Source organism: Burkholderia sp. AU18528 (assembly GCF_002223215.2).
In the GTDB taxonomy this organism is placed as follows: Bacteria; Pseudomonadota; Gammaproteobacteria; order Burkholderiales; family Burkholderiaceae; genus Burkholderia; species Burkholderia semiarida.
Genome location: NZ_NKFC02000007.1, coordinates 573,564 through 585,343 on the forward strand (window position 1 = coordinate 573,564; position 11,780 = coordinate 585,343).

Annotated in this window: 7 protein-coding genes; 3 read left to right on the plus strand and 4 right to left on the minus strand. The window is 66.6% G+C overall.

The features are described from left to right. Positions 1–293: 293 nt before the first annotated feature. Positions 294–1,163 (minus strand): mechanosensitive ion channel family protein, encoded by an 870-nt coding sequence (locus CFB52_RS29345; protein ID WP_059574718.1) that lies wholly within the window; start codon positions 1,161–1,163, stop codon positions 294–296. A gap of 297 nt (positions 1,164–1,460) precedes the next feature. Here CFB52_RS29345 and CFB52_RS29350 point away from each other — a divergent pair, with 297 nt between their 5' ends. Both CFB52_RS29350 and CFB52_RS29355 read left to right on the plus strand, forming a co-directional pair. After that, on the plus strand, positions 1,461–2,834 hold the full coding sequence (locus CFB52_RS29350; RefSeq protein WP_099318188.1) for a M23 family metallopeptidase: 1,374 nt from the start codon (positions 1,461–1,463) through the stop codon (positions 2,832–2,834). A 496-nt stretch (positions 2,835–3,330) separates the two neighbouring features. Next, positions 3,331–6,630, plus strand: coding sequence for an autotransporter outer membrane beta-barrel domain-containing protein (locus CFB52_RS29355; RefSeq protein WP_099318189.1), 3,300 nt, complete (start codon positions 3,331–3,333; stop codon positions 6,628–6,630). Positions 6,631–6,793: 163 nt separating this feature from the next. Here the strand turns inward: CFB52_RS29355 and CFB52_RS29360 are convergent, their stop codons facing one another. The 3 genes from CFB52_RS29360 to CFB52_RS29370 form a co-directional block, all read right to left on the minus strand. Further along, complete coding sequence (locus tag CFB52_RS29360) at positions 6,794–7,528, minus strand: fucose-binding lectin II (protein WP_099318190.1); 735 nt, start codon at positions 7,526–7,528, stop codon at positions 6,794–6,796. Positions 7,529–7,690: 162 nt separating this feature from the next. Beyond that, on the minus strand, positions 7,691–8,512 hold the full coding sequence (locus CFB52_RS29365; RefSeq protein ID WP_099318191.1) for a fucose-binding lectin II: 822 nt from the start codon (positions 8,510–8,512) through the stop codon (positions 7,691–7,693). Positions 8,513–8,625: 113 nt separating this feature from the next. Continuing rightward, on the minus strand, positions 8,626–9,015 hold the full coding sequence (locus tag CFB52_RS29370; RefSeq protein WP_059574709.1) for a fucose-binding lectin II: 390 nt from the start codon (positions 9,013–9,015) through the stop codon (positions 8,626–8,628). Positions 9,016–9,933: 918 nt separating this feature from the next. On the opposite strand from CFB52_RS29370, the gene leuA reads away from it, so the two are divergent. Then, positions 9,934–11,643 carry a 2-isopropylmalate synthase gene (leuA, locus tag CFB52_RS29375; protein ID WP_059574803.1) on the plus strand — a complete coding sequence of 570 codons (1,710 nt, stop codon included), beginning with the start codon at positions 9,934–9,936 and terminating at the stop codon, positions 11,641–11,643. The last annotated feature ends 137 nt before the right edge of the window (positions 11,644–11,780 follow it).

The following is an 11,780-nucleotide window of genomic DNA, read 5'->3' on the forward strand; positions in this document are numbered from 1 at the left end:
TTACTCGCATCACATCACATCACTTCATTTCGCTCCGCCGCTCCGGCAGTACTGTTCACAAGCCTCGACTGGATCGACGACACGCCGGCCCGCTTCGTCGGCACGCGCTCGACGAACCCGCGACGGCGCCGGTCGCAATGCTGGCCAGAGTCTATCGCGGCATGACGGGGGAAACGAGCTTCACGCCGCCGGGCGACCTGAAGCACGGCGCGATGTCGGAGTTCACGTAAAGGAGCGGCAGGAAGGCGCTGCTCGACATCGTCAGGATGTAACGTCGCGGGCGGCGCGCTGCCTTACGACACGCGCATGCGCACGCCGTCCGCGCGGCGCTCCGCGTCGTGCACGATGTGCAGCTCGCGCGTGCGGATCGGCAGCGCGCAATCCGCATCGGCGAGCGTCTTGCGGACCTGGCGCGCGAGGCGCCAGCGCATCGCCCAGAACTTGTCGGTGTGCGTCCACACGCGCATGTTCGCGACGGCCGTGCTGTCGTCGAAGCGCATCACCATTACGTCCGGCGCGGGATCCTGCAGCACGTCGGGGTCGGCCGCGGCCAGCGCGTGCAGTGCATCCAGCGCGCGATCGATATCGTCATGCACGGACACTTCCACTTCGAGATCGAGGCGGCGCGTCGGGTTGCGCGTGTAGTTGCGGATCGAGCTGCCCCACAGCGCGCTGTTCGGCACGTACTCGCAGATGCCGTCCGGCTTCGTGAGGCGCGTCATGAAGAGCCCGACCTCTTCGACGGTGCCCGCGACGCCCGTGCCGCCGTCGATGTAGTCGCCGACCTTGAACGGCCGCAGCAGCAGAAGCATGATGCCGGCCGCGATGTTCTGCATCGTGCCCTGCAGCGCGAGCCCGATCGCCAGGCCGGCCGCGCCGAGCACCGCGACGATGCTCGCGGTTTCGATGCCGAGCTGCGACAGCGCGCCGACGATCGCGACGATGCGGATGCCCCACACGGCGACGTCGCACAGGATCGGCCGCAGCGTGTCGTCGACGCGCTCCTTGTTCGAGAGCAGCCGGTTCAGCCAGTTGCCGACGCGTTTGGACAGCCACCAGCCGGCGACGAGCAGCGCCAGGCCGGCGGCCAGCTTGATGGAGAGCGTGGACAATGCATTCCACAGGAACGTCCAGCGTTCCGGATGAAGATGTTCGAGAAACATGACGGGATTCCGGTGTTGAAGACAGATCGTTCGGCGCGTGGCTGTGCTCACCCGCCGGCAGCGTTCGACTGTACACGGCGCCGGGTGGTTCGCGCGAATGAAGGGGTCGAATACGAGCCGCGGCGAAATTGCGATTTCGTCCGTGTACGAAGCGTATGCCCATCCAAATAGGACATGGCCTATTTGGTCATTTTGCGTGCGCCGATACACTCGCTTCCAAGTTGCCGGATCGTGACGGTCGTTCTTCCGCGATACCCGGCTTTTCCCGATTTTTCATCGATAGCGAGTGACGACGTCATGCGGTTGAACCTGCGTTTCCGTCTCGCACGCGAACAAGGTCAATCCGCCCGGCGCGGTGTCCCGTGTTTCCCGATTAGCCGTGCGCTGTTGCGCAGCGCCGTCGTGACGGCCTGCATGGCGGGTACGCACGGCATGGTGGCACAGGCGACTCACACCGCGGCGCCCGTTGCGCCCGTGACGGCTGCAACGCCCGACCTTGTCGACGTGCCTTTTTTCAATCCCGCCCGGACGACGTGGGGCGGCTTGCGCGCATCGGCGGCGGTGCCGCTCGACGTCGCGTACGCCGCGCATGCGTCGGGCCTGTCGGCGGGCGCCGATCGCGACGATCTCGCCGTTCGATTCGGCGCGTGCGTGGCTTACCGCGTGCTGTGCGATTCGGCGCGCGACGCGGTCGAACGCGGCTATGCGTCGCGGTTCGATTACGGTCTGGCGTCGGCGTTGCCCGCGATGGACGCGCAGCCGGCGGCCGAGCGGGGCGCCGTCGATCTGGCATCGGCCGAGCCGTTCACGCTCGCGGCGCCGGATCGCGGCACGCGCGCCGGTGCGATCGTCGGCAACCTGCGCGCGTCGCTGGCGCGCGCCGATCTGCCGGCCGGCGTCGCTGCGCAGATCACCCGCATGCTGGCCGGGCGCATCGATCCGAAGCAGCGCGCCGCGGCCGGCGATACCTTCCGCGTCGCCTTCGAACGCGACGACAGTGCCGGGCGGCCTGGCCGCATGCGCGTGACGGCGCTCGACGTCCGTTTTCGCGGCCAGCGCGTCGCGGGCGTGTGGTTCGCGCCGAAGGCGGGTGCGCCGGGCGCCTATTACGACTTCGACGGCATGCCGCTCGCCGGCGCGCGGTTTGCGATGCCGGTCAATGCGAAGCGCATCAGCTCGCGCTTCGGCACACGCGTGCATCCGGTCACCGGCGTGCGCCATGTGCATTCGGGCATCGATCTGGCTGCGCCGGCAGGCCGCGCCGTTCATGCGTCGGAGCGCGGCGTCGTGACGTTCATCGGCACCGAGCCGCGCGGCTACGGCAAATACGTGGTGATTCGGCATGACGGCGGCTACGCGTCGTACTACGCGCACCTGTCGGCGTTCGAGCCGACGCTGCGAACCGGCGCGCGCGTCATGCGCGGCCAGCGTGTCGGCGCGGTCGGCAGCACGGGGACCGCGACCGGCCCGCATCTGCACTTCGAGGTGCGCCGGCATGCCCGCCTCGTCGATCCGATCGAACTCGTTCATGCGGCCAAGGCGGCGAGGCTGAAGGGCGCGCAACGTATGGCGTTCAACCGCGTGGCGCGCGATGCGCGCACGCAGCTCGCGTCGGCCACGGTCGCGCAACCGGTCGCGATGTCGAAGGCTGGCGCGTCGCAGGCGGGTTGATCGTTCGCCGGATGCCGGCCGCGGTGGTCGGCATCGTATCGGTGGGGCACATTTTTCGTCGACGCGCGGCTATCCGGCAATGTGGCCGTGTTTGAACGGCGCGCGATCGTGCGAAGCAACATCGTCAAATGGCGCGCAATAGTCCGCGCCTTCCGTCATTCATCGAGTCGCGTCAAATTTTCCGATTGATTCGGATTGCATCACGTTCGATGAGTATGTGTAAGCGAGTGTCGGTAAATTAAACCGACTTCTCGTCTCGCCAAGCCGCCCACGCCCGGCTGCGGCTTCGCATGCTGCATGGCGGCAATTCCACTCCATTTATTTCCCGATGCGAAATGATTCGCGGCGTGATTGCCGGTATCACGCATTCTGATCTTGCGATTGTTTCAAGACAGGTGCTATAACCCGTTCCACGCACCGATTTGCAGCAATAACGTCACCAATAAATGCGAGCGGAAAAATGAAAAGAAAGGCGTGGAATCTGGGTTTGGGCGGAATGGCGATCCTGAGCGGCGCGGTGCCGGTCAGTGCGTATGCGGCGTGCTCGGCTACCGCGCCGGGCAGCGGAACGACGGTCACGTGTACCGGCGCGAACGCACCGTCGGTCGTGGCCACGGGCGGCAGCACCAACGTGACGATCAACCTCGATTCGACCGTGACAGGCGGCTACGTGCTGACGTCCGCGCCGACCCCGTTCTCCGTCGACACATCGAGCGCGATCACCAACAACGGCAACCTGTCGATGTCGGGCAACGGCACGGGCGTCGCGAACCGCGGCGCGGTGCTGCTCGGCGTGAACAACGGCAACACGCTCACCAACGGCGCGACCGGCGTGATTTCGACGTCGGGCACCTACAACGACGGGATGGCCGCGAACGGCAACGACAACACGCTCGTCAACAACGGCACGATCACGACCACCGGCAACAACGCGTACGGGATGACGGCCGCATGGGGGCAAAGCAATCCGGGCGCGTCGGGCAATCGGATCGTCAACACGGGCACGGTGACGACGTCCGGCAACAACGCGCGTGCGGCGTCGCTGCTCGGCGGCAACGGCACGATCACCAACAGCGGCACGCTGACGTCGAATGGCCGCGATGCGCCGGCCGTCTACATGCAGGGCAACAACGACACGCTCGTCAACAGCGGCACGATCCAGACGACGGGCACCGCGACGAGCGGCGGCAGCGTCGACGCGGTCGTGTCGAACACGCTCGGCGGCTCGTTCACCGCGACGATCACGAACCAGGCCGGCGGCAGGATCATCAGCAACAACGGGATCGGCGTGCGCTCGACCAACGGCGCGACGACGATCACCAACGCGGGGCTGATCCAGGGCGGTGGCGGCACCGCGATCCAGGGCGGCAACGGCAACGTGACGCTGATCCTGCAGACGGGCTCGCAGATCGTCGGCACGGCCAACGGCGGCGCGGGCGCCAACACCGTGACGTTGCAAGGCACGGGCACCGCATCGAACGCGTTCGCGAATTTCCAGAGCCTGACGATGGCCGGCACAGACTGGACGTGGGCCGGCACCGGTACGTTCTCGACGGCGCTCGTGCGAAGCGGCACGCTGAACCTCACGGGCACGCTCGGCACGACGACGGCATCGGTCGTCGCGACCGTCGACGCGGGCGCGACGCTACAGGCGAATGCATCGAACCTGCCGCTGTCCGTCACCGACAACGGGCTCGTGCGCTTCCAGCAGGACGGCGCCGGCACGTACACGGGCACGATCGGCGGTTCGGGCGCGGTGGAGAAAACCGGTGCGGGCACGCTGACGATGGCGCCTTCATCGGCCGGCGGCAACACCTATTCGGGCGGCACGACGATCACGCAGGGCACGCTGTCGGTGGCCGCGGACACTGCGCTCGGCGCGGCGTCGGGCGGGCTCGCGTTCAATGGCGGCACGCTGCAACTCGGCAGCGCGTTCGACGTCGCTTCGAGCCGGGCGGTATCGATCACGGCGAACAATGGCACGATCGATACGCAGGGCTTCAACTCGACGCTGACGCAGGGCGTCACGGGTGCGGGCTCGCTGACGAAGCTCGGCAGCGGCACGCTGACGATGAACGGCACGAACGGCTACGCGGGCGGCACGAACGTCAATGCGGGCACCGTGATCGTCGGTGACGCGACGAGCGCGTCGGCGACGCTGGGCGGCGGCGGCCCGGTGATGGTGGCATCGGGCGCCACGCTCGGCGGCTACGGCAGCGTGACGGGCAACGTGACGAACAACGGCACGCTGTCGGTCGCGAACGCGCTGGCGAGCCTGGGCGGCGGCGCGACCGGCAATTTCCGGATCAACGGCAACCTGACCACCGCGGGGCTCGTGCAGCTCGGCGGCAGCGGCGTGGGCAACACGCTGACGGTCGCGGGCAATTACGTCGGCCAGAACGCGACGCTCGCGCTCAACACGACGCTTGCCGGCGATGGCGCGCCGTCGGACAAACTCGTCGTCAGCGGCGGCACGGCAAGTGGCGCGAGCACGCTGAAGGTGACGAACGTCGGCGGCGCGGGCGCGCAGACGACGGGCGACGGCATCCAGGTCGTGCAGGCCGCGAACGGCGCGACGACGAGCGCGGGCGCGTTCTCGTTGTCCGGCGGGACGGTCAGCGCGGGCGCCTATACGTATTTCCTCGCGAAGGGCGGTGCATCGACCGGCACGGGCGACAACTGGTACCTGCGCAACACGGTGCCGCCGAAGCCGCAACCGCCCGTCGTTCATCCCGGCCAGCCGACGCCGCCCGCCGAGCCGCCGATCACGGCCGCCGAAGGCACGCCGGAATCGATCGTCGAAGCGGTCGACCATGCGGGCGCCGACGGCAATCCGGAACCGATCTACCGCCCGGAAGTGCCGCTGTACGCGGAAGCGCCGGCCATCGCGCGCCAGCTCGGCTTGCTGCAGATCGACACGTTCCATGACCGGCAGGGCGAGCAGGGCTTGCTGGCCGAAAACGGTTCGGTGCCCGCGTCGTGGGCCCGCGTGTGGGGCGGCCACGGCAACATCAAGCAGAAGGGCGACGCGACGCCGTCGTTCGACGGCGCCGTATGGGGGATGCAGATCGGGCAGGATCTTTACGCCGATACGACCGCCAGCGGCCATCGCAATCACTACGGCTTCTTCCTCGGCTTCTCGCGCGCGGTCGGCGACGTGAGCGGCTTCGCGCTCGCGCAGCCCGATCTGGGCGTGGGCTCGCTGCAGGTCAATGCGTACAACCTCGGCGGCTACTGGACGCACATCGGCCCGGGCGGCTGGTACACGGACGCCGTGCTGATGGGCAGCGCGCTGACCGTGCGCTCGCATTCGAACGACAACGTGAACGGCTCGACGAACGGCAACGCGTTCACCGGCTCCATCGAAGCCGGGCTGCCGATCGCGCTCGGCAACGGACTGACGCTCGAGCCGCAGGCGCAGCTCGTGTGGCAATGGCTGTCGCTCGATCGCTTCGACGACGGCGTGTCGAGCGTCGCGTGGAACAACGGCAACACATTCCTCGGCCGGATCGGCGCGCGGCTGCAATACGCGTTCGACGCGAGCGGCGTGAACTGGAAGCCGTACCTGCGCGTGAACGTGCTGCGCGCATTTGGCGCCGACGACAAGACGACGTTCGGCGGCTCGACGGCGATCGGCACGCAGATCGGGCAGACGGCCGGGCAGATCGGCGCGGGGCTCGTCGCACAGCTGACGAAGCGCGGCAGCGTGTATGCGACGGTCAGCTATTTGACGAATCTCGGCGGCGAGCATCAGCGCACGATCACCGGGAATGCGGGCGTGCGGTGGGCGTGGTGATGGCGAGGCGCGGCGATCGAGATAGCGCAAGGCGGCACGGTTTCGCGAAACGGCTCTGCTGATAACCAACAACTTCAAGAACCGGGACGGGGCAGGTCCGTCCCTGGAACGTTTCCCATCGCCACGCCGGGCGGCGTGGCGACGCTCGTCGGGCTGACGCGACTCAACCCAGCGGCCAGTTCAGGATCGCGATGCCGTCGTTGTAGTCGCCGTCGCCGCCATCTTCCGATCCGACCAGCCCGAAGTAGGTCTTCTTGAAGATGTCGACCTGACGCGAGCCGATCTTCGACGGTTTGCCGTTCGCCGTCACGACCACCCGCACTTTCCCCTTGCCCGAGTTCACGATCTGCGTGTTCAGGTTCGCGTCCTGCGTGCCGGCGCCCTGGAACGTCGCGGCCGGTTTCGGGTTGTCGTCGACGAAGACCTCGATCGTCTGCGGGGACGACGAATTGACCAGCGCGGTCACGCCGAACGCGATGTTCGGCGGCAGGTTGAAGACGCCGTCGCGTTCGCCGCCGCCGGTCGGCACGGGCGCCGGCTGCACGGGCTGCGGCGTCGCTTTCGAGAAGTAATTGACCACCGCGCCGACACCGAACTTCGCCGCGGCGCCGGGCAGCACGCCCGGCGCGCCGGCCCACGTCACCGTGCACGCGACGACCTGGCCTGCCGCATCGGTTTTCACCTTGTTCTGCCAACTGCCGACGTCGAAGCTGTACGGGATCGTCGCGATATCGACGAACACGTCGTATTGCGGCAGTTTCTCGACGAGCTGCGCGGTCATGAACTGGCGCATCCGGTCGAGCACGGCCTGATCGCCGTTGGCCTGCACGGCGGTGGCGTCGTTGCCCGCGAGTTGCAGCAGTGCGTACAGGTCGTCGTGGGTAAAGGGTTGTGACATGTCGTCCTCGTCTCGATGGAAGGTCTCGCATCGCGCGGCCCGGTGAACGGATTTCACCGGGCCGCGCGCGGAGCAAAGCATGGGACTGCAAATGACTGCCCGAACGATGCGCAATGCGTGGTCGTCCCCGTCGCCATTGCGATCGTTCGTGACGGCCGCCGATCAACCCAGCGGCCAGTTCAGGAACACGATGCCGTCGTTGTAATCGTCGTCGGCGCCGTCTTCCGATCCGACGATCCCGAAGTACGACTTCTTGAAAATGTCGACCTGTCGCGAGCCCAGCCGCGACGGCCTGCCGTTCGCCATCACGATCACGCGCACGCGCCCGTTGCCGGAATCGAGCACCTTCGTGCCGAGGTTCTGGTCCTGGACGCCGGCGCCCTTGAACGTCGCGGCGGGTTTCGGGTTGTCGTCGATGTAGATGTCGATCGTCTGGTCGTTCGCCGCGTTGGTGAGCGCGGTGACGCCGAACTTGATGTTCGGCGGCAGGTTGAACGTGCCGTCGCGCTCGCCGCCGCCGCCGACGGTGCCGGCCCCCGTGCCCCCGGCTTCGGCGCCCTGGTTGCCGCCGCCTTGCGACGACGGGGGAGCGGCCGTGTCCCCGATCGCGGAAAGGCTCGCGTACGAATCGATGTGCATCGCGCTGCCGCGCACGCTCTTCCACTGGCCCTTCACGAACGTGACGCCGCTGCCGACGTCGATCGTCGCGACGAGCGTGAACGGCATGCGGCCGGTTGCCTCCGGGACCTTCGACGAATAGGTGAAGCAGCCGTCCGCGACGGTGCCCTTGTTCGTCGCGATCGCGAAATAGATGCCGGGGAAGTTGTTGCCGGTCGCGTAAGGCGTCGGCACGTTGAGGATGACCTGCAGTTTCCCGTCGCGAATCCCGGCCTTCGCGATGTCGATGTAGAGGCCCGGGATGTCGACGTAAGTCTCCGATGTCGCGACGGGTGCGCTGACGATCGAAGCCGAAAGGAGCGGCATGAAAGTCTCCGATGATGAGGGGGGCTGGATCAGGCGGGGCCCGCCGAACGCGGCGCAACCCGCCGGCCGCCATGGAGGCCACCGGCGGGGACGGCCGTCGATCGTGCGTCAGGTCAGCCGATCGGCCACTGGAGCACGACGATGCCGTCGTTGTAGTCGCTGTCGTGGCCGTCTTCCGATACGACGATGCCGAAGTTGACCGTGAACGGCGAGCCGTCCGACTTCTTGCCGGTGATCGGCGCGAGGCGCGCGTCGGTGGCCGACGGCTTGCCGTTCACCGACACTTCGAAACGGATCTTGCCGTTGCCCGAATTCAGCGTGGCTTCACGCGGGCCGTCGCGCGTCGTCAGCTTGTGATACGCGGCGGGTTCCTTGCTGTCGCCGATAAACAGCTTGATGTGCTGTTGCTCGGCGGCATTCGCGAAGAAAATCGCGCGGAAATCGGTATTCGGTGGAATCGAAAACTCGCCGGCGCGGTTGGATGACGTTTGAGAATCGGCCATGCTTGCCTCCTGATAAGTATTGGATAAGGCGCGAACCTTGCCGCGCAAACGTTTGCCGTTTGAAACGCGACGGACAAAGCATGACGAAAAATAAATAAAAAAATATTCGAACGAGAATGGTTATTGTTCAGAAAATCGAAAAGGCAGGCTAATCGATTGAGTGAAATGTTTTTAATGAGCGCGATTTCGATATATTCGGGAAACTATATCGATGCGTATATCGTTTTCGTGAACGATGCGCGAGCGGGGAGGCGGCGGGGGAAGCAATCGCGCTTCGGAGCAGACGCTCGGCGTTCGCATATGGCAGCGTTTCGTTTCAACATCGGTATCTCTGTCGTGGCCGCGCCCACCGGCCACCGTCGAACGCCCACACCGAAGCGCGATTGCAAGGGAGGAGTGTGCGGCGACTGGCGAAGAGGCTGGACCGACTCACTCCGAACATGAATAGGACTTCACCGGTGCCGCACCCGTGAAGCATAGCCACGGAGGATGCCGGCGCCTATCGGACTGGACTGATTCTGCGCCCGGTTGACAGCCGTGGCCGCCCTGTGATTTGATGCCGGTCATGCACGCCGCCCAGTTCCTCTTCCCCCTACGACTACTAGCCCGCTTCTCCGGGCTGGGTCCGCGGCTGCGCGCTTTCCATCTGCTTCTTTCCTGAAGCGCCAGATTTTCCCCGCATCACCGACCTGGCCCCGGTTGTCGACCGGCGCCTGAGTTCGTCTTTCCTTCGTCGTCTCTCCGCTTCGTCCCGGTCGCTCAACCGTCAAGGCCGTCGTTTGCCGTACCGCTTTGCCGTTGTGCCGCTTTGTTACCGCTTTTCCTGCCGTTTTCACCGCTGCGCAGGCAGCCGGCGCCTGACGCCGATGGCCGCCGCGCCGCGCTTTACCGACGAACAGACCGAGGACCGACATCATGATGCTGAAGAACCCCGCGACGAAATACCGACCGTTCATGCCCGTCAACCTGCCCGACCGCACGTGGCCGTCGCGCACGATCACGCAGGCGCCGATCTGGATGAGCACCGACCTGCGCGACGGCAACCAGGCGCTGTTCGAGCCGATGGACGGCGCGCGCAAGATGCGGATGTTCAAGACGCTGGTGGCGATCGGCTTCAAGGAGATCGAGGTCGCGTTCCCGTCCGCGTCGGAAACCGATTTCAACTTCGTTCGCGAACTGATCGAAGGCGGCCACATTCCCGACGACGTGACGATCGAAGTGCTCACGCAGGCGCGCGACGACCTGATCGAGCGCACCTTCGCATCGCTGCGCGGCGCGAAGCGCGCGATCGTCCACCTGTACAACGCGACCGCGCCGGAATTCCGCAAGATCGTGTTCGGCCTCGACCGCGACGGCGTGAAGCAGCTCGCGGTGAACGCGGCGCGCACGATCAAGCGCTGCGCCGACGCGGCGACCGACACGCAATTCACGCTGCAGTACAGCCCGGAAACGTTTACGGCGACCGAACTCGATTTCGCGAAGGAAGTCTGCGATGCGGTGTTCGACGTATGGCAGCCGACGCCCGAGCGCAAGTCGATCGTGAACCTGCCGGCCACGGTGGAAATCGGCACGCCGAATTACTATGCGGACCAGATCGAATGGATGCACCGGAATCTCGCGCGCCGCGATTCGCTGATCCTGTCCGTGCACCCGCACAACGACCGCGGCACCGCGGTCGCGGCGGCCGAGCTCGCGGTGATGGCGGGCGCCGACCGGATCGAGGGCTGCCTGTTCGGCAACGGCGAACGCACGGGCAACGTCGATCTCGTGACGCTCGCGCTGAACCTGTACACGCAGGGCGTCGATCCGGGTCTCGATTTCTCGCGGATCAACGAAGTCGCGCGCACGGCCGAGGAATGTACGCAGTTGCCGATCCACCCGCGCCATCCGTACGTCGGCGATCTCGTGTTCACCGCGTTCTCCGGTTCGCACCAGGACGCGATCAAGAAGGGCTTCGCGGTACAGCGCGCCGACGCCGTATGGGAAATGCCGTACCTGCCGATCGATCCGAGCGACCTCGGCCGCACGTACGATTCGATCATTCGCGTGAACAGCCAGTCGGGCAAGGGCGGTATCGCGTATCTGCTCGAACAGGGTTACGGCGTTGCGCTGCCGCGCCGCATGCAGGTCGATTTCAGCGCGGCCGTGCAGCGCCTGACCGACGACAGCGGGCACGAGGTGACGAGCGCGCAGATCTGGTCGCTGTTCCAGCAGGAATACGTCGAAAGCGCCACGCCGCTGCGCTATGTCGGCCATGAGCTGACCGAGCGCGACGGCCGCGAGACGATCGTGCTGACCGCGGATGTGCACGGCGAGCGCCGTGTGCTGCGCGGCGAGGGCAACGGCCCGCTCGACGCGCTGATGCATGCGCTGCGCACGCCGCTGCGGATCCAGCATTACGAGGAACGCGCGCTGTCGCAGGGCGCCGATGCGAAGGCGATCGCGATCGCCGAGCTGGCCGGCACGGGCGTGCGCGGCAGCGCGTTCGGTGTCGGCGTCGACGCGAACCTGACGACCGCGTCGATCCGTGCGGTGATCAGCGGCGTGAACCGCGCGTATGCGCGTGCGGATGAGGTTGCGCGGGCAACCTTCTTCGACGCGGAGCGCGCGGTGACAGCCGTGGCGTAACCGCGGCAGGGGCGGACGTGCAGCCGGGCGGGTCGATTTCCGGCGTGTACGAGCGTGCGCCCGGGCTCGTGAATCGGCGCGTGATGCGTGGCGTGAGGCGCGAGGCCCTGCCGATGGCGTACGGTGCGCTGGCCGGC

Coding starts and splice junctions, on each gene's coding strand:
- leuA (WP_059574803.1), top strand. CDS start 9,934: ATGCTGAAGAACCCCGCGACGAAATACCGACCGTTCATGCCCGTCAAC.
- CFB52_RS29365 (WP_099318191.1), bottom strand. CDS start 8,512: ATGCCGCTCCTTTCGGCTTCGATCGTCAGCGCACCCGTCGCGACATCG.
- CFB52_RS29345 (WP_059574718.1), bottom strand. CDS start 1,163: ATGTTTCTCGAACATCTTCATCCGGAACGCTGGACGTTCCTGTGGAAT.
- CFB52_RS29350 (WP_099318188.1), top strand. CDS start 1,461: ATGCGGTTGAACCTGCGTTTCCGTCTCGCACGCGAACAAGGTCAATCC.
- CFB52_RS29355 (WP_099318189.1), top strand. CDS start 3,331: ATGGCGATCCTGAGCGGCGCGGTGCCGGTCAGTGCGTATGCGGCGTGC.
- CFB52_RS29370 (WP_059574709.1), bottom strand. CDS start 9,015: ATGGCCGATTCTCAAACGTCATCCAACCGCGCCGGCGAGTTTTCGATT.
- CFB52_RS29360 (WP_099318190.1), bottom strand. CDS start 7,528: ATGTCACAACCCTTTACCCACGACGACCTGTACGCACTGCTGCAACTC.